Raw genomic sequence first — 19,136 nt, 5'->3', positions numbered from 1 at the left:
ACTATTCCTTTCGATAAATTCTCACAATTGTCTTGCCTAAATGATGCTCTTTAACTAAAGAAAATCCGTCAATTTCAATTAATTCAGTGTCATCATCCGTTTCAGCTACAACAATAGCCTTTTCATTCAATAAATCAAACTTAAGCATCTTTCCCATATCAGATGCAATACGTTGCTTAGCATAAGGCGGATCTAAGAAAACAAGATCAAATTTTATTCCATTTTCTTTAAAGAAATCTAATGCCGCATTGCTGGACATTTTATAAACTGAAAATTTATTTTCTTCTTTTGTTAATGCAACATTCTTTTTAATAATATTAACGGCAGCATAATTAATATCAATTAAAGTTGCATGATCACAGCCTCTTGATACTGCTTCAATTCCTAAAGCGCCAGAGCCACCATACAAATCTAATACTTGGCCACCGTTAAAAAATTGACCTAATGAATTAAATAAAGATTCTTTTACTTTATCACTAGTTGGTCGAGTTTTTCTGCTTTTTAAAGTAAATAAATTTCTTTTAGCATATTTTCCTGAAATTATTCTCACTTGAGTATATCCTCATTTTCTTTTTGTCTTTTTTGCAATTCAATTTCTGCTTTTTCAGACATTTCTATAAGCTGTTTTTCAATATGTTTACTGTCTAAATCTAATTGATCTTTTTCAGAAATCTCAACACGATCCACAAAATCCAAGTGTGAAATTTCTGATAGTTCATAGTCAATATCGCTATCATCAATATATAATACGCAATATCGCATTCTTTTTGAAAAATATACAATATCGCCAAAGTGCCGCAATTTATATTGATCACTTGCGTTCTTTAAATATACAATTAACCCCGCGCGTTGAGACAAACCCGCATCTGCAATATCCTTATTTATACTCATGCTACAGTATCTTCAGCCTCCTTCTTAATTTTTTCATTAGCGGAAATATTTAAAACTAACCCTATACATGCCGTCAAAACAATCATTGATGAACCACCATACGAAACAAAGGGCAACGTAACACCAGTAATTGGTAAAAGTCCCAAAACCGCTCCAATATTAAATAATGATTCCGTAAAAATAATTGTTGTAATACCAAAACAAACCAGCGCATTAAACTGTGATGTAGCATGGATACCAACTTCCATAATGCTCCACATTAAATAAAAAAGTAATCCTACAACAATTATGGCGCCAATAGCACCTAATTCTTCAGCTGTGATTGACAAAATAAAGTCAGTATATGGTTCTGGTAAATAGCCACGTTTTTGCATACTATTTCCTAGACCAACGCCGAACAGACCACCATTATGAATTGCATAAAATGAATTAACTAGCTGTGCCCCACCTTTTCTTTCAAGTTGAAAAGGATGAAGAAAAGACATTAATCTCTGGAATTGATAACTATCTTGCAAGAACTTAGGATTCCACGTAATAATTATAAAAAACAAGACGCCTACGCTTATGAATATTAAAGCTAGCCATTTAAGTGCAAGAATAGTTGGAATTCCAGAAACTGAGAACATCACTAATGCGATCATGAACAAAATTGCCGTACCGCCAAAGTCTGGTTCAACAATTACTAATCCCATCATGACTGCCGTCATAATTGCAGGATGGGCTAAATTGGTCCAAATTTGACCTCGTACCAATTTACCATCACGTTTATCCAATACATATCCTAAATAAATTACCAAAGATAACTTAGCAACTTCAAGTGGCTGTAAATTGATAAATCCTAAATTAATCCAACCAACTGCACCGTTAACGGCAGCACTTGATCCGCGAACGACTTTCATTACTACCAAAAAAAACAGCATAGCTAAACTTATTAGCAAAAACCACATGACAAACTTTTTATTTTTGAAAACCTCTAATTTCAAAGCAAAAAAAGGTATACCAAAAAAGAAAAAAGCTACTCCGGCATAAATGGCTTGCCTAATACCATAAGTTGCTGGTTTAAATCCGTTAACCAAAAGAATATCCGAACTAGCCGAATAAACTAAAATTACACCTAAAATAACCAGCACAATATATGGAATAAATATATTCAAATTTAAATAATGTATTTTTCGACGCACTTTATGCCGTCTCCTTTTCGACTAGATAATATCTATTTAATTATAAAACAAAAAAGTCACTACTTCTATGAAGCAGTGACTTTTTAAAATTCTTAACTAATTAGTTGCGATTACGCTTCTTATCAGCCTTTTGACGTTCTGAAGTATTCAAAATCTTCTTACGAAGACGAATTGATTCTGGAGTTACTTCACAATATTCATCATCATTCAAGAATTCGATAGCTTCTTCCAAAGTCAAAGTCTTTGGAGTCTTAATAGCAGCAGCATGGTCCTTACCAGAGGCACGAGTGTTAGTTAAGTTCTTACCCTTAGTTACGTTAACTGCGATATCACGTTCACGGCTTGATTGACCTACGATCATACCTTCGTATACTTCAACACCAGCACCAATGAACAAAACACCACGTTGTTCAACTGATTGAAGTGAGTAAGTAGTAGATTGACCTTGATTAATAGATACCAAAGCACCATTACGACGGCCTGGTTCCCAGTTCTTAACAACTGGCTTGTATGAATCAAAGGTGTGGTTCAAAATTCCGTAACCACCAGTTTGTGACATAAATTCATTGTTGTAACCAATCAAACCACGTGATGGAACCAAGAATTCAAGACGAGTTTGGCCACTTCCTGTTGATTCCATGTTTTGCATGGTACCTTTTCTTTGTGAAAGTGAGTCAATAACTGAACCTACGTATTCATCTGGCGTATCAATTTGAACAGCTTCAAATGGTTCACACTTTACACCGTCAATTTCACGGTAAATAACCTTAGGACGTGAAAGTTGTAATTCGAATCCTTCACGACGCATTTCTTCAACCAAAATTGAAAGGTGAAGTTCACCACGACCTGAAACAGTCCAAGCATTAATTTGATCAGTTGGTTCAACCTTCAAAGAAACATCAGTACGAGTTTGACGAATCAAACGATCTTCAAGCTTCTTAGGAGTTACTTGATCACCTTCACGACCTGCAAATGGTGAGTCATTAGCAACAAAGTCCATTTGAAGTGTTGGTGGATCAATCTTAAGAAGAGGCAATGCTTCTGGATGTTGAGCATCAGCAATAGTTTCACCAACGTAAATATCATTAATACCACTAATGGCAATAATATCACCAGCTTCGGCTTCTTGGATTTCATTACGCTTCAAGCCAAAGAAGCCAAACAACTTAGTAACACGGAAGTTTTGAGTTGAACCGTCACGCTTCATAACAGTGATGTTGTCGCCAACCTTTACCTTACCACGGTAAATACGACCTACACCAATACGACCTACGTAATCATCCCAATCAAGCATAGTGATTTGGAATTGTAATGGTTCATCTGAGTTGTCGATTGGGGCTGGAATATTCTTGATAACAGTATCAAAAATAGGATCCATAGTATTTTCTTGTTTTGCTGGATCTTCATCGTATGATGATGTACCGTTTAAAGCTGATGCATAAACAACTGGGAAGTCAAGTTGTTCATCATTGGCACCTAATTCAATAAAGAGTTCAAGAACTTCATCAAGAACTTCCTTTGGACGAGCACCTGGACGGTCAATCTTGTTTAAAACAACAATTGGCTTAACGCCAGCTTCCAAAGCCTTCTTTAAAACAAAACGAGTTTGTGGCATTGGACCTTCGTAAGCATCAACTAACAAAAGTGCACCGTCAACCATGTGCATGATACGTTCTACTTCACCACCAAAGTCAGCGTGTCCTGGCGTATCCAAAATGTTAATAGTAGTGCCCTTATATTTAACAGCAGTATTCTTAGACAAAATAGTAATACCACGTTCACGTTCAATGGCATTTGAGTCCATTGCACGATCTTCCAAGTTCATGTGCTCTGGCAAAGTGTCAGATTGCTTCAATAATTGGTTAACTAAAGTAGTCTTACCGTGGTCAACGTGAGCAATAATTGCGATATTTCTAAGATTGTCTCTTCTTTTTTCTGACAAAAATATTCCTCCCCACTCTTCAATAAAAAAACTGTGACTTTGTCACAGTTTCGGTAGCGCGTTTTTACGCCTTATCGAAGTGCTTAAAATCTGTATAGTTACGTTGATAAATTTTACCACCTAGCTTCAATAGGGTCAACGCTTTAAGCAAAAGTTTAATTTACAGAATCAAAATAAAAATAAAGCATAGATTTTATTTTTATGTAAAAATATACTATATAATGAAATTAACAATTAATAAAAGGAGTAATTCAATTGATTTTAATGAAAGATATCACTCGTGATGGAAATCCCGTTTTACGTAAGGTTGCTAAGCCCTTAACATTTCCATTAGATGAACACTACCAACAATTAGCTAAAGATATGATGGAATATTTAATTAATTCACAAGATCCTAAGATCGCTGAAAAGCATCAATTACGTGCCGGTGTTGGTTTAGCTGCACCACAAGTTGACGAAAGCGTACAAATGGCATCCTTGCTTGTTCCTGATGACAAGGGCAACATTATTTTCAAAGAAACATTTGTTAATCCAGAAATCATTTCTGAATCTGTTCGCCAAGCTTGTTTAAGTGAAGGTGAAGGCTGTTTAAGTGTAGACAAAGTAATTAACGGTTACGTTCCTCGTCCTGATAAATTAACTATTCATTACTTTACTGTTGATGGCGAAGAAAAAACTATTCGCTTAAAAGATTATCCAGCTATCGTCGCTAGTCACGAAATTGATCACTTAAATGGTCATTTATTCTACGATAGAATCAACAAGGAAAATCCATTCGATTTAGCAGACGATACTGTTGTTATTTCCTAATTCGTTATTTTAAATTTAATATTATATTATGTTAATAACAAAAAGGACACCTCATTGAGGTGTCCTTTTACTATTAAAAAGAAGCGGTACCCACTCCGCTTCCCTTCATGGGAATTAAGAAGATTGAAGAGACTTCTTAACATAAGTAAGCGAGTTTTTCTACTTACTTCAGTTTCATCTTATATCTAATGTTATTTTATGTCAACGTGTTATGTAATTTTATAGCTTAGTAATTAAAGTAATTTCTGCAAAACTTGTTTCTATACTTGACTGGACAAATATGATAAAATTTTATTAGCTATTGAATATTTTGAAAAAAGTATTCATTAATAAGAACGTTTTTACAATTAAATAAGGAGATTATTAATTATGATCTACAAAGTTTTATATCAAAAAGACAAGATTGTTAACCCACGTAGAGAAACTACTCAAACTCTCTTCATCGAAGCAGACAATCAAGTCGAAGCTAGAACCATGGTTGAGGACAACACCCCCTACAACATTGAACTCATCCAAGAATTAACCGGAAATTCTTTAAAGTACGAACAAGAACACGCTGATTTCAAATTAACGTCGTTCGATAAGAAGTAATTCAGATTGAGAATTAAAAATAATGAAGTTGCCGTTTTCGCCATCGGGGGGTTGCACGAAATCGGTAAAAATATGTACTGTGTACAGTACCAAGATGAAATTGTCATCATGGACTGCGGAATTAAGTTTCCAGAAGATGACCTCCTAGGTATTAATTACGTTATCTCTGATTATTCATACCTAGTAAAAAATCGTAAAAAAATCAAAGCCTTGGTAGTCAGCCACGGACATGAAGACCATATTGGCGGAATTCCTTTCTTACTCGAAAAGATTCCAGAAATTCCTGTCTATGCTACTCCATTTGCTCTTTCTCTTATCAGAGGAAAACTTGAAGAACATGGAATTCTTAATACTACTGAACTTCATGAAGAACATGAAGATACTGTCCTTAAGTTCAATAAATTAAGTGTTTCATTCTTCAGAACAACTCACTCAATTCCTGATACTTTGGGAATTGCTGTTCACACACCACTTGGCGCAGTAGTCTTTACTGGTGACTTTAAGTTTGACCTTACTCCAGTAATGAATCAACCTGCTCCTGACTTCCAAAAAATGGCAGAATTAGGACAAGAAGGCGTTTTAGCTCTTTTATCTGATTCAACTAACGCAGAGGTCTCACAATTTACAAAGTCTGAAAGATTTGTTGCCAAATCACTTCATGATATGATCACTGGTATTAAAGGTAGAATCATTTTTGCAACATTTGCTTCTAACCTTTACCGTGTTTCTACAGCAATTCAAGCTGCAATTGATACAGGCCGTAAAGTTGCTATCTTTGGTAGAAGTATGGAAAACGGCGTTCAAAATGGTATTGATCTTGGTTACTTAAACGTACCTGAAGGATTGATCGTTGATGCTGATGAAATTAATCATACTCCTCCAGAAAAAGCTATGATTTTATGTACCGGTTCACAAGGTGAACCACTAGCTGCTTTATCAAGAATTGCTAATGGTACTCATAGACAGATCAGTCTTCAACCTGATGATACTGTTATCTTCTCTTCCAACCCAATTCCAGGAAATACATTAAGTGTTAACCACCTTATTAATAAATTAATGGAAGGTGGAGCTAACGTAATTCATGGCCGTGTTAATAATGTCCATACTTCTGGACACGGTGGTCAAGAAGAATTAAAGTTAATGGTTGAATTATCTAAGCCAAAATATATGATTCCTGTTCACGGTGAATACCGTATGCAAGTTATTCATACTGAATTGGCCCAAGAAGCTGGTGTTCCAGCTGATCATACTTTTGTTTTAAGCAACGGTGAAGTTGTTTGCTTTGGCCCAGAAGGATCAAGAATTGCTGGTCATATTCCGGCTGGTGATGTATATGTCGATACTTCTGGCACGGCAGATGTTGGAAATGTAGTTGTACACGATCGACAAATCTTATCAGAAGAAGGACTTGTCGTTGCTGTAGCGACTATCGATTACAAACATAAACGTGTTTTAGCTGGTCCTGATATTTTAAGTCGCGGATTTGTTTACATGCGCGAATCAACAGAATTAATTAGTCAAGCTCAAAAACATGTTTACCATGTTCTCAGAAACGAAATGGCAAAATCAGATAAGCCTAAAGATAGTGAAATTAGAAAAGCGATTATTGAAAACCTATCTGATTTCCTATACTCAAAGACTGAACGTCGACCAATGATTTTACCAATGATCGTTGAAAAGAAATAGATTACTAAAAAATCCCCTTAATGGGGGTTTTATTTTGCAAAAAATATATAATGAATACAAAAATAATTTTACATATCCTATTAAATCCTGTTGCTGGTAATGGAAAATCAAAAAAAGCTTATGCAAAATTAATTCAATTTTTAAAACAAAAGAAAATTGAATATTCTACTCATTCCAGTTCTTATTCAGGGAATTTAACAGATATCGCTCAAAAATACGGTAATTCCCTCCACTCAAAAAATGAAATATTATTGGTAATTGGTGGTGATGGTTCCTTAAACGAAGTAGTCAATGGCATTAAAAGATCTCAGCATCCTGATACTGCTATTGCCTATCTTCCAGCAGGATCAGGCAATGATTTTGCTCGTGCCGCAGGTCTTACTAACAACCCTTATAAGTTAGTAAATCAGTTACTTCAGAACTATCCTGCACAACAAGTTGATTGTGGTTTCTTCGTAGACAATGATATCAAAAATGAACCAATTTATTTCATTAATAATTTTGGAATTGGACTAGATGCATATATTGTTAATCGAAGCAACAGTCATTCTCTAAAGAAAAAACTTAATAAAATTAATTTTGGAAATTTAGTTTATGTATCTAATATTTTTAATGCTTTAATAAAACAGAATACATTTTCAGTTACCGTTAGAGCAAACGAAAAAGAATATAAATACGATAATGTATATTTTACTACAACTACTAATCATCCATACTTTGGTGGCGGCGTAGCCATTTTACCAAAAGCTAATATTTATAGTCATGTATTAGATACTGTTGTAGTACAAAAACCTAATTTCATTAAATTTATAAAGCTTTTTACCAAACTTATTAAAGATGGTTCACATGTTAATGATCCTCTTTTTCACTATATTGAAGCACAAGAAATTCATATTAAAACAAATATACCTGAATACAGTCAAATTGATGGAGAAAGCGGACCGTATTCTAAGTATGACATTACCTTTAAAATTGATTACTTTAATTTACGCAAATAAAAAGACTAGAAAATTCCTAGTCTTTTTTATTTTATCCCAAATATGAAATAGCAATTTGTAATTGAGATAATTTAACAATTGCTTGTACTAAATTTTCTTTTTCTGTTGTTACAGAAATTTCACATACCTTTTCATCAAAATCAAATCCTGCACCAATAGCAATTTCTTCAGCAGTTTGATAAAGTTCAGGATCAGTTTCTCCCGGATCTAATTTAAATAAGATCCTACCTCCATCACTAATTTGATACCAGTTATCTTTTTTAGTGACAAAACAGTAAATTGTATCTCCATATGCATCAATTTCTGTAGTTGCAACTTCAAAAGTATCTTCACTAACTTGAATAATATGAGTATGATCACTAATCCAGTCACCAATACCCTTTTTCATAAACTTTGCTTCTCCGCTAGAATTCATTAATTATTTCCTTTCAAGCATATATATTTTTATATTACCTTAAACAAAAAAATTTAGCCATCAAAAAAGTCGCCCATATAGAGACCCGGCGACTTTGAAGAAACATATTGTATAGTTGTGCGTAAGCCTATCTCACGCACCTCGTATAATATAACATATGTTTTTTTAATTATTCAACTGATCGACTAAAATTTGTTTTATCTGAATTGCGGGATAATACGGAATAATTGTACTACTATCTTCTGCTTGTTCTAAGTTAACTTGAGACAATAATCGTTCAAAATTTTCTTTATCAATATTAGGATATATTTTTAAAAATTGTTCTTTTGTAAGACCATATTTTCTAAATCCACTTTGAGCAAAATTTTCAGGAAAAATATCCTTAAAATCTGCTAATTCATACAAAGGTTCACCATTTTCATCAAAATATTTTATTTCAATATTTTCCAATTCAATAAATGCACCTAATTGTTCTGCCATATTAGGCATTAATTTTGCTAATTCATTAATATACTTGCCATCCTTTTTTATTTCTTTATTAGGATGTAATTTCTTCCAGGCTTCACGAATTTCACTTTTATCGTCACGGCTAGAAATAATTTCTTTTATTCGTTTTAAGTTCTCTTCACGTTGCTTTTTTTCTTTACGAAAAGCTAGTTCACCCACCATTTCACGATATTGAGGTGGAAATGGCTGCTTTAAAACATTCCAAATAAAATAAAGTTTGTCAGTACTATACTTTTCATAATCTTCATCACGCCATTTTAATTCATTATACGAACTCATTTAAATTCCTTCTTCACAAAAACCCTAAGCCTGAATAGCTTAGGGTTTGGGACATCGATTTGACTCTAACTACTTATATTTTACCTTATTCTTGCAAATTATTTAATCATATTAAGCGCTTTCTTAAACTATCCATAAACAAATCTACATAAAATCTTCACATTTAGAGTCTATTCTATGTTTAAACCCAAGATAAGAAAGGATGATGAATATTGATTCATATTTTCCTTACTTGCTGCTCCTTTTTAGTATTACTACTAACTGCAACAAGTATCACAATGATTAAACCAAAAGAAGTTCCTGTTAAAAATAAGAAATTCAAATAAAAATATAAAAGGCTTAAGAATCAAATTCAATGTCATTAAGTTAAGACATTGACAAACTAGTTTTGACTTTTTAAGCACTGATTTAACAATTAATTTGTTAAATTGGTGCTTTTTTGTATGATATAGCACTTTTTTAATTTTTAAGCTACACGATACAAATAATATACAGCTGATTTAGGTTTAATAATTCTCTTATCCTTGCGTCCCGGCCTAATCGGAATCGTATAATAACTGATTTGAATAAGAATCCGTTCAAAATCTCGCGATAAAGAAGAAATCAAATACATACTTTGAATGATAAAGCATGATTGTTTGAAATTGATGGCATATTGATACTTGCAATGCCTTTGTGGGATATAGGCTTGTGCATCGATTTGACTAATTGCGTTAAACATAATCATATGAGCATAAATTTCCATTTCAATAAATTTATCTTGTTTAGAATGAAATTCTACACAGCCTAAAGAATACTTAAGCTTCCTAAAGGAGCTCTCAATACCCCAACGCAAATGATAAAGCTCTTTAATTCTTTGTAGTGGGAAAGTTTTCCGATCAAGATTAGTTAGCACAACTTCCCATTCTTCTTTGTCATATTTGGAATCATTTATTTTGAACTTGCAAGCACGAAATTTTACTGTACATAATTCGCCAAAATCCCAGTTGCGATCTTGTGTATTTTTAGAACGATATTTAATATATTGGTGATAATGATGATTGACATGATGGATATTTTCATGTGCTTTATGTGTGATGTAGTAATAATTAGAGGTAGTTACGCGACAGGAAATATCACGATCACAGTCTTGATTAGGCAATGTTTCTATTTCTTTAAATCCGCTACGTCCAACTTTAGTTCGTATTATGTAGTAACAATTTGGTAAACGATTACAGTTTTCAATCATATTAAAACTGGTGTAACCACGATCCATTGTTACAATGTATGGACCACAATTCAAAGCTTTAAGCATTTGTACAGCCGCTTTACGTTCATCCATTTCTGATTTAGGCTGAAAAATACAATCCTGATAAGTATTATTCATTAGATCATATAAGGCATTAACATGAATTTGACAATAAGGCTTATTTATATGAGTTGCAGATTGTACAATATTTTTCGATTTTGAATTCCAAATTTGATTAAAATCAGAACCATCAATGGCAAACAAACGATACTGGTGATCTAGCAGCTGAATATTAAACAAATCTTGATTAAAGACCGTCAAAATATGTTTAAAACAAGCAGGAGTCAATTGACTTTTGCGTTGGACATATGCAGATGTGCTAACTATTTTGTCATTATTTTTGATAGCTTTTTTACCAAATGCTCTAAACAATTCATTTGTTAAATTCTGCCCCTGCATATTAATTGTAGTTTTAAGAACAGTCGCTGCATCTAAAGTACGTTTTCTGGTAAAGGCATGAGAATTATCAATAAAATTATGAATATGCTTACCGGTATCATTGATAATTTGATCAAGACGCTCTAAAATATTTTTATGAAGGGCTTTCATAATTAGCACCAGCTTTCTGGTAATAAAGTTGAAGGTCTAAAATTTAATACTAAGGCGAGAAGGTAGGTCTTTTCGCCTTTATTTTATGCAAAAAAAGAATCGAATCCAAATGATTCGATTCTTAAAAACACTTTCAACTATTATTGTCAATGTCTTAACTTAATGACATTGAATCAAATTCTTAAGTCTTTTAATTTTGAAACAAAGTAATCCCTTCCATCCCAATCATTGGATCAATTTCACCCGAATATATTTTTTCTTTAGTCAAAATATAATTTTCTGATCCCTTATTACTCTCTACCTTGGATTCTTTATCTTTTTTATTATCAGTAGCACTAACACTTTTTGTATCCGATGTATCTTTTTCATCAATACCTAGCATCTCTTGCAATTTTCTAGTCAAACCTGTTTTACGATCATTGCCAGGAGTATTAAGAGCTGCAATATATGCTCTTGGATCACCAATAAGCACTAAATTCTTTTCAGCACGTGTAATAGCTGTATAAAGCAGATTACGTTTAAGCATTACATAATTCTGCATGGTTAAATTAAGAACCACCAGCGGAAATTCTGAACCTTGTGATTTATGAATAGTAATAGCATATGCCCTGGTTAAATCATTTAAATCTTTTCGATCAAATTCAACCTCTCGACCATCAAAATTAGCAATTAAACAAGCCTTAGAATTTTTTTCATCAATACCAATAATTTTACCTATTTGTCCATTATAGATATCTTTTTCAGGATTATTTTGTAATTGTAAGATACGGTCGCCAATTCTAAACGCTTCATCATGAATTTGAATTGACTTACTTTTAGCCTTAGGTGGATTCATAATTTCTTGAATAATATCATTTAAATTATTAACCCCACCATTTCCATGATACATGGCCCCTAAAACTTGAATATCATCTTTTTCAAAACCACGTTTTAAAGCAAGTTCAACAATTTGTCCTACAGCATCCCCAACTAATTGTGGCTTACATGGAATAAATGAATAGTTTTTAGTTTTTTTAAATAAAACTTCTTGGTTTGTTCCTTCATTTACGTCATGTGCCAAAGTAATAATACTTGAATCATCACCCTGCCGGTGAATTTGTTTCAAAATTGTTGTGGGAAATGCGCTTGATTTAATTAAATCGCTAAAGACATTTCCTGCTCCAACCGATGGCAATTGATTTTTATCACCCACAAAGACAATATGACGTGTCTGATTGATACTAGATAATAGTTGCTTAAACAAAAACATATCAACCATCGACATTTCATCGATAATTAAAATTTCACCGTTTAATTCATTTAAATCTTCGGTATTATTATCGCTAATTCCTAATCCCAACAAGCGATGAATCGTTTTAGCAGCAATTCCAGTAATTTCACTCATTCTCTTAGCTGCTCGACCCGTTGGTGCAGCTAAGAGAAATGGTGGATCTTCGCTATAAAGAGCCGAAGCAGGAATATCAGCCAATTCACGCAAAACCAGCAAAATTCCGTTCACAATCGTTGTCTTACCGGTACCCGGACCACCTGTAAGGATTGAAATCGGATTGTTTACAGCATTCTTAATAGCCATCTTTTGAGTTTCGTCATACTCAATACGTAATTGCTTTTCCGCATTGGTAATTGCATCATCAATATCTTCATCATCGTATTTTTCATCTTTTTGAAAATTACGTTTTTCAACCAAATTTTTCATCAATCTGGCAATTTCTACTTCTGTTTGATAGATATTGCTTAATGCCGCATCTTCACCATCGACAACTACTTTTCCATCTGCCTGTAACGCATTAACTTCGGTAGCAATTGGATCAAATTGATTAATATTAAGTAATTTGCTCGCTTCTGTTAAAAGTGTGGCTAAACTTACATAAGTATCGCCTATGCCACTTAAAGCATCCAATAAGACTTGAAAAATAGCGCCCTTTATTCTTTTAGGATCATCTGGAGCAAGACCTATTTCACGTCCAATTTGATCAGCAGTTTTAAAACCATAACCTATTACCTCTGCAACTGATGCATAAGGGTCCTTTTTCAATTTTTCAACAGCTTCACCATGATATAACTGATACAAGCGAGTTGCAGTTTTACGATTTATCCCAAATTGTGCAAGCTTAAGAAGAACCTCCGAAAAAGAATCCATAGTATTAAGTCCTGATAATAGGCTATCTTTTTGTTTCTGGGTTAAATCCAAATCATCAATTTTAGCAGGGTTATCTTTTAAAACATCTAAAGCTTTTAAACCTAACTCACCAATAATTTTTTCTGCAGCTTTTTTACCAATACCTGGGAATTTATTAGAACTTAAATATCTAGTTAAACTTCCTTCTTCATGGGGCAAAACCTGCTTATATGTGTTGGCTCTAAACTGCAATCCAAACTTTTCATGCATCACCAAATAGCCATCAAACCGATAGCTTCCGCCAACCTGCACATCACCAAAATTACCGGTTACTTTTATTTCATCACGCTCATAGTCATCAAGATTTCCAATAATCTCAACATCGAGAATTTTAAAAAGATCTTTATCATTTTCAAAAACGATTCCATTGATCTTACCGGTAAACTCAACCATTTTTCTTTTCCTTATCGTTGACTAATTTTAAAATTGAAGCATATTGATCATGGGCTTTTTGGAAATATTTTTCATCCATTTTTTTAGAAATTGCAAACATCTTTTCTGCTTGATCACGATCATGATCAAACAATGTAACGCCCAATAAGAAATATATTTTTGCAGATCGTTTTTCATCAGGAATTTGAAAATAAGTCTTTTCTGCTTCTTTAAGTTGACCTAAGCTCATCCAAATATCACCCAATAATTCCTGTACACGCTCATCAATATTTTTAATTGTAAGTGCAAAAGCTAAAGCCTTTTGACTTTGCCCCAATTTTAAATATACCAATGATTTTTGATACAAAGTCAAATCATCATTAGGGATGCGATCAAGTAAATTTAGTGCCTTATCAAAATCGCCTTGCATATAGTAACAAACTGCTAAATTATAAAATAATTCTTGCGGTTTTTTCACTAAATGTTCAGCCTGCTCTAAAAGCTTTTGGGCTTGATCTGGACTCCCCTGTTCAATCAAATAAGTTGATAATTGTAAATAATTCTCAACTTGTTGAGGATGTGCATCTATTTTTTCTATTAATAAGTGAATGGCGCGGTCAATTTTGCCCGCGTCATACAATTCTGATATTTTTTTATCCATTACAATGAATCCGTTTTTGATAATTTTCTTCCTAAGAAACTAGTTTCATTCCAAACAACCGGATGGAAAGTTTTTCCTCCATCCTTAGTTTCAAGAACCGTTAAACTAGTATTGCTAAGACCACCACGTTTACGAACGTCCTTCAAAGGATAGCCTAACAAACCACCCATAATTGCAGATAAAGCCGCACCATGGCTAACTGCTAAGATTTTATCATTATCATCTGGAAAACGTTCAGCCATTTCCTGTGCAAAATTTTTGCCACGCGCAATTACATGTTCATAATCTTCTCCGTGAAGTTCAGTAGGATCATATTTTTCAGGATGATGCCAAAAATTGTCAATTTGTTCTGGATACTTTTTAGCAGCATCATCGAATTTCATCCCTTCCATATCACCAAGATTAAATTCACGTAATCTTTCATCAATTACAACAGGTAAATTAGCATTCATCGCATCATCGATGCCTTGTGCAGTATTAAAAGCTCGTTGCAATGGACTCGCAAAAACACCTCTAAATTTTGTACCTTGTAAATGATGTCCTAGTTTTTTAATATCTTCAAGACTTTGTGGCAATAATGGTGAATCGCCATGTCCCCCTTGAAAACGACTAGCTAAATTCCACTCGGTTTTACCATGACGAACAAAATAAATTTGCATAATACAATTTCTCTCCTTATGGAACTATTGTAGCAAAAATTCTATTCAAATTTAATTGTTATCTTCGTTTAAAACGAAGCGTTCAATTGCTTCGGCTACCCCGCCTTGATTATTATCAGCCTTGGTAATTATATTGCATTGATCCTTCATATCAGGATTAGTATTAGCCATTCCAACACCCAAGCCTGCTGCTTTAATCATTGATAAATCGTTAAAATTATCACCTAATGCCATCGTTTCTTCAGGCTTAATACCTAATTTATTTGCGAGCCACAATAAACCAACGCCCTTATTTATACCTTGACTATTAAATTCAAGATAGCGATTAGAAGAATACGACACATCTAATTTATTCGCCAGTTCTCCCATTTCTTTTGCAATATCACGCAAATATTCTTGATTGGTGCTTTCATATAAAACCTTAGGAATATCCTGTCCTTTTATAAAACTTAAATCCGCTTTGTCAATTTCTTCAAAACGATGCCGTTTTTCCATATATTTACGTTCATCATCATTCATGTTATATACATAAACGATATCTTTTGTATAAACATGAATACAAACATCTTTTTCTTTACCCATTTTATATAACTCATTTGCAATATCATAATTCAAACCGTCAAAACGCAAAACTTGATTACTTTTATTTTCAGTTACACATGCCCCGTTAAATGAAATAACGTACTCATTTTCTTTATTATATAGTCCAATTTCTTTTAAAGTTCCTGAAACTGCATCATATCCCCGTCCCGTAGCAGGTACAAATTTAACGCCTAAATCTGTTGCTTTTTTAATAGCTTCTTTGTTTCGCTCACAAACATGAGTATTATCGCTTAATAAAGTTTCATCTAAATCGCACGTAATAAGTTTATACATTTTTCATCCCTCAATAAAATAAAACGTTTTCTATAATTTTATCATTTAATTTTAGTTAAAAAAAGAGACCCGAAATCGGATCTCTTTTTCATTTTTATACTAATTGAAGTTTTTTATCGCCCTGGTAAGCAGCATCAATATTTCCGCCACCAATACATTCTTCGCCATCATATAAAACTAATGCTTGACCAGGAGTAACTGCACGAGCAGGTTCATCAAATAATACATCAACAGTATTATCTTCAGCATGATACTTAACAGTTACACCAACATCACATTGACGATAGCGGAACTTAGCGCTGCAATGGAATTCTACATCATGATCTGGCTTACCAGTAAAGAATGACATATCACTAGCCTTAAGTTCAGTTGCATAAAGCAATTTACTATCATAGCCTTGTTGAACAATTAATTCATTCTTTTTAAGGTCCTTACCCACTACAAACCAGGGATCAGTTGATTCCTTAGTTGAACCTAAACCCAAGCCTTGTCTTTGACCAATGGTATAGTACATAAGACCAGCGTGTTCACCGACAACTTTACCTTCTGGCGTAACCATCTTGCCTGATTTAGCAGGAAGAAACTCACTCAAAAACTTTCTAAAGTTTCTTTCACCAATAAAACAAATTCCGGTTGAATCCTTCTTTTTAGCAGTAGCTAAACCATTGGCAAGGGCAATTTCACGAACTTGTGGCTTAGTTAAATTAGCTAATGGGAAAATAACCTTTTTAATTTGATCTTGATTTAATTGACTCAAGAAATAAGTTTGGTCCTTATTACCATCTTTTGGACGCATCATATGCACTACACCATCTTCATCCTTAACGGTCTTAGCATAGTGACCCATAGCAATATAATCAGCATCCAAGTCCATGGCAAAGTCAAGGAAAGACTTAAACTTGATTTGACTGTTGCACATTACATCGGGATTAGGTGTTCTGCCTTTTTTGTATTCATCTAAGAAATATTCAAAGACACGATGCCAATATTCCTTTTCAAAATTAATTGAGTAGTAAGGAATCCCAATCTTATCTGCAACCTTTTTTACGTCTGCGTAATCTTCGGTTGCAGTACAAACGCCTGCATCATCGGTATCATCCCAATTTTTCATGAAGACACCAACTACATCATAGCCTTGTTGCTTAAGCAAAAGTGCAGAAACAGAAGAATCTACACCACCACTCATACCAACGACTACTCTGATCTTACTATTGTCAACCATTCAATCAATCCTTTACTGGAACAATAATTTTACGCTCTTCAAGATCTTTTAAAATGTAATTTAAAAGTTCAACAGTTGGCGCTAATTGCTTGTTCTTAAAAATATTAACCTTTTGCAAACCATTGCGATCAGTAACAACCATTGTTAAATGAGACAATTCTTTATTAATAGTCATCTTAAGCTTAGTTGGAGCATTATAAGGTGAGTCATTATATAAAGGATGTTCATAATTATAGTTGCCTTTAGCTGTTTTAGTAAAACCTGCATCAATTAAAGCATAAAGCTTAATATCAGGACTCAACGTAAATTTACGATTATCACCATTAATCACAACTTTATTTGCCATAGTTTTTCCTCGCTTATTAATAATAAGTTACTTTCTTTTTAAAAGCAACTATTTATACTTAAATGCTCACAAATAGGATTAATTTAAATTTTCAACATAATCACAAATTAACTTAGCTGCCTTAGCTCCTACTTTTTTAACAAAAGCATCAAAGTCTTCATTAGCATCTTCATCACCATTATCAGAAATTGCACGCATAGCAATCAATGGCTTATTAAAATGGTAAGCAACTTGTGCAAAAGCTGCACCTTCCATTTCGACGCCTAAGGCATCTGAGAAATTCTTTCTAATTGCATCTTTTTGAGCATCAGAAGCAATAAATGAATCTCCAGTTACAACTAGGCCTTCCTTATACTCAATACCTCGAGATTTTAAATATTCGCCAAATGCAGTACGTTGAGGTGAATCTAACTTAAATCTTGCAGGTTCTTGAGGAATTTGTCCTTCAACATAGTCACCTGCCATAGTATTATGCGCATCATGGTACGCAAATTCACTTGGAAATACTAAATCTTCTTTATGTACATCTTCATTCATTGAACCCGCAGATCCAGTCATAAAGATCATGTCTATATCCACATTACTCAATAAACTTGCTAAATTCATTGCAGCTTGAACTTTACCAATTCCACTCAAACCAAGGTAAATATCATTACCATTAACGGAAAAATGTTCGAATACAGTTGATCCGAACATTTCCTTATCTTCTGAGTGAAAATTCTTGCGGTAATATTCTGCTTCAATTTCCATTGGAACAATAATCGCAATCTTCATTTTCTTCCTCAATTCATATTATAAATGAAACAGTGCTAATAGCACTAATATTATTAAAACGAACACTATCAGAATAGCACTATTCAATCTTTTTTTCAGGCGCAATCTCTTATCTTCACTTGTGGCATTAATATTTTTTATATTTTCAATATTCTGATTAATATCTTCAATACCATTACCATCAAGAGGTCTTCTTTCTGACGGATCACGCTGAAAATCTGGATTGACATCCACATCCTCTTGATCAATATCGCTATCATCAAAAGCTGCCTTCATTTTTTGAAAAAAGTTTTTTGGCTTTCTCTGATTTTGCTTTTTACGATAATCAGATCGCTTTTCAGTCATCGTTTTCCTTCACTTGCTTACCATTAAGCAACATATTTTCCCAAAAAGTAATTGCAAAAATAGTTTTTAAATCTACAATTTTCCCTTCGGAAATTAATTTCTTAAGATCATCTAAACCATACCAGCTTGCAATCAAAAATTCATCTTCATCAAGTGACCGTTTATCCTCTAGTTTAGTTAAGGTATCACAATAAAACAAATGAATTTTTTCATCTGCAAAACCAGGTGAAGTATAAAATTCAGTAACCTTTTCCCAATATTCCGCGCGATAGCCGCCTTCTTCATTTAATTCACGCTTCATCGCATCTAATGGACTAGCATCGGTTGAATCAACCAAACCAGCTGGAACTTCTAATGTTAATTGCTTAATTGCCTCACGCCATTGCTTAACCAAAAGCATTTGCTTTTTATCATTAATTGCAATAACTGCAGAAGCAGGCTGATGTTTAACTACTTCACGCGTAGCAGTTTCTCCATTGGGAAGTTCAATCGTTCTAACTGAAAGATCAACAATTCTGCCTTTAAATATTGGCTGTGAAGAAATTTCGGTTTCTTTTAAATCCAT

The 19,136-nt window shown here is 33.5% G+C and carries 20 protein-coding genes; 4 read left to right on the top strand and 16 right to left on the bottom strand.

Translation table 11 applies throughout. The features are described 5' to 3' along the window. Window position 1: 1 nt before the first annotated feature. The 4 genes from rsmD to typA form a co-directional block, all read right to left on the bottom strand. Window positions 2–550 (bottom strand): 16S rRNA (guanine(966)-N(2))-methyltransferase RsmD, encoded by a 549-nt coding sequence (gene rsmD / locus JCM6256_RS00990; protein WP_025079985.1) that lies wholly within the window; start codon window positions 548–550, stop codon window positions 2–4. Continuing rightward, window positions 547–891, bottom strand: a complete 345-nt coding sequence (locus JCM6256_RS00985; RefSeq protein ID WP_025079984.1) for a DUF2129 domain-containing protein — start codon at window positions 889–891, stop codon at window positions 547–549. Before JCM6256_RS00985 ends, rsmD begins: the two co-directional genes overlap by 4 nt. Then, complete coding sequence (locus JCM6256_RS00980) at window positions 888–2,072, bottom strand: FtsW/RodA/SpoVE family cell cycle protein (RefSeq protein WP_025079983.1); 1,185 nt, start codon at window positions 2,070–2,072, stop codon at window positions 888–890. The genes JCM6256_RS00985 and JCM6256_RS00980 overlap by 4 nt, the downstream gene beginning before the upstream one ends. Before the next feature lie 100 nt (window positions 2,073–2,172). Further along, on the bottom strand, window positions 2,173–4,014 hold the full coding sequence (gene typA, locus JCM6256_RS00975; RefSeq protein WP_025079982.1) for a translational GTPase TypA: 1,842 nt from the start codon (window positions 4,012–4,014) through the stop codon (window positions 2,173–2,175). A 255-nt stretch (window positions 4,015–4,269) separates the two neighbouring features. Between typA and def the strand changes: the two genes are divergently transcribed. From def to JCM6256_RS00955, 4 genes are all read left to right on the top strand, one after another. Beyond that, entirely contained in the window at window positions 4,270–4,824 is a 555-nt protein-coding gene (gene def, locus JCM6256_RS00970; protein ID WP_025079981.1) for a peptide deformylase, read from the top strand. 369 nt (window positions 4,825–5,193) lie between these two features. Beyond that, the gene (locus tag JCM6256_RS00965; protein WP_025079980.1) at window positions 5,194–5,415 is read left to right on the top strand and encodes a DNA-dependent RNA polymerase subunit epsilon; all 222 of its coding nucleotides are present in this window, start codon (window positions 5,194–5,196) and stop codon (window positions 5,413–5,415) included. A 6-nt stretch (window positions 5,416–5,421) separates the two neighbouring features. After that, a complete protein-coding gene (gene rnjA, locus JCM6256_RS00960) occupies window positions 5,422–7,101 on the top strand; it encodes a ribonuclease J1 (protein WP_025079979.1) in 1,680 nt (559 codons plus the stop codon). Between the two features lie 50 nt (window positions 7,102–7,151). Beyond that, complete coding sequence (locus tag JCM6256_RS00955; RefSeq protein ID WP_025079978.1) at window positions 7,152–8,099, top strand: diacylglycerol/lipid kinase family protein; 948 nt, start codon at window positions 7,152–7,154, stop codon at window positions 8,097–8,099. Between the two features lie 31 nt (window positions 8,100–8,130). On the opposite strand, the gene JCM6256_RS00950 is transcribed toward JCM6256_RS00955, so the two are convergent. From JCM6256_RS00950 to JCM6256_RS00895, 12 genes are all read right to left on the bottom strand, one after another. Continuing rightward, a complete protein-coding gene (locus tag JCM6256_RS00950; RefSeq protein WP_025079977.1) occupies window positions 8,131–8,514 on the bottom strand; it encodes a DUF1828 domain-containing protein in 384 nt (127 codons plus the stop codon). 165 nt (window positions 8,515–8,679) lie between these two features. Continuing rightward, window positions 8,680–9,300, bottom strand: coding sequence for a hypothetical protein (locus tag JCM6256_RS00945; RefSeq protein ID WP_025079976.1), 621 nt, complete (start codon window positions 9,298–9,300; stop codon window positions 8,680–8,682). Window positions 9,301–9,766: 466 nt separating this feature from the next. Next, window positions 9,767–11,137 (bottom strand): IS4 family transposase, encoded by a 1,371-nt coding sequence (locus tag JCM6256_RS00940; protein ID WP_025079975.1) that lies wholly within the window; start codon window positions 11,135–11,137, stop codon window positions 9,767–9,769. Between the two features lie 190 nt (window positions 11,138–11,327). After that, on the bottom strand, window positions 11,328–13,709 hold the full coding sequence (gene recD2, locus JCM6256_RS00935; RefSeq protein WP_025079974.1) for an SF1B family DNA helicase RecD2: 2,382 nt from the start codon (window positions 13,707–13,709) through the stop codon (window positions 11,328–11,330). Further along, a complete protein-coding gene (locus tag JCM6256_RS00930) occupies window positions 13,702–14,349 on the bottom strand; it encodes a tetratricopeptide repeat protein (RefSeq protein ID WP_025079973.1) in 648 nt (215 codons plus the stop codon). The genes recD2 and JCM6256_RS00930 overlap by 8 nt, the downstream gene beginning before the upstream one ends. Then, a complete protein-coding gene (locus JCM6256_RS00925) occupies window positions 14,349–15,008 on the bottom strand; it encodes a histidine phosphatase family protein (RefSeq protein WP_025079972.1) in 660 nt (219 codons plus the stop codon). Before JCM6256_RS00925 ends, JCM6256_RS00930 begins: the two co-directional genes overlap by 1 nt. Window positions 15,009–15,059: 51 nt before the next feature. After that, window positions 15,060–15,884 carry a Cof-type HAD-IIB family hydrolase gene (locus JCM6256_RS00920; protein WP_025079971.1) on the bottom strand — a complete coding sequence of 275 codons (825 nt, stop codon included), beginning with the start codon at window positions 15,882–15,884 and terminating at the stop codon, window positions 15,060–15,062. Between the two features lie 94 nt (window positions 15,885–15,978). Further along, the gene (gene mnmA, locus JCM6256_RS00915) at window positions 15,979–17,106 is read right to left on the bottom strand and encodes a tRNA 2-thiouridine(34) synthase MnmA (protein WP_025079970.1); all 1,128 of its coding nucleotides are present in this window, start codon (window positions 17,104–17,106) and stop codon (window positions 15,979–15,981) included. A 4-nt stretch (window positions 17,107–17,110) separates the two neighbouring features. Then, window positions 17,111–17,452, bottom strand: a complete 342-nt coding sequence (locus JCM6256_RS00910) for a DUF1831 domain-containing protein (protein WP_025079969.1) — start codon at window positions 17,450–17,452, stop codon at window positions 17,111–17,113. A 78-nt stretch (window positions 17,453–17,530) separates the two neighbouring features. Beyond that, on the bottom strand, window positions 17,531–18,226 hold the full coding sequence (locus tag JCM6256_RS00905) for a 5'-methylthioadenosine/adenosylhomocysteine nucleosidase (RefSeq protein WP_025079968.1): 696 nt from the start codon (window positions 18,224–18,226) through the stop codon (window positions 17,531–17,533). 18 nt (window positions 18,227–18,244) lie between these two features. Beyond that, window positions 18,245–18,571, bottom strand: a complete 327-nt coding sequence (locus tag JCM6256_RS00900) for a hypothetical protein (RefSeq protein ID WP_025079967.1) — start codon at window positions 18,569–18,571, stop codon at window positions 18,245–18,247. Then, entirely contained in the window at window positions 18,564–19,136 is a 573-nt protein-coding gene (locus JCM6256_RS00895) for an NUDIX hydrolase (protein ID WP_025079966.1), read from the bottom strand. Before JCM6256_RS00895 ends, JCM6256_RS00900 begins: the two co-directional genes overlap by 8 nt.

This window comes from Lactobacillus hamsteri DSM 5661 = JCM 6256, from assembly GCF_000615445.1.
In the GTDB taxonomy this organism is placed as follows: domain Bacteria; phylum Bacillota; class Bacilli; order Lactobacillales; family Lactobacillaceae; genus Lactobacillus; species Lactobacillus hamsteri.
This window is presented reverse-complemented; position numbering and strand designations above follow the sequence as displayed.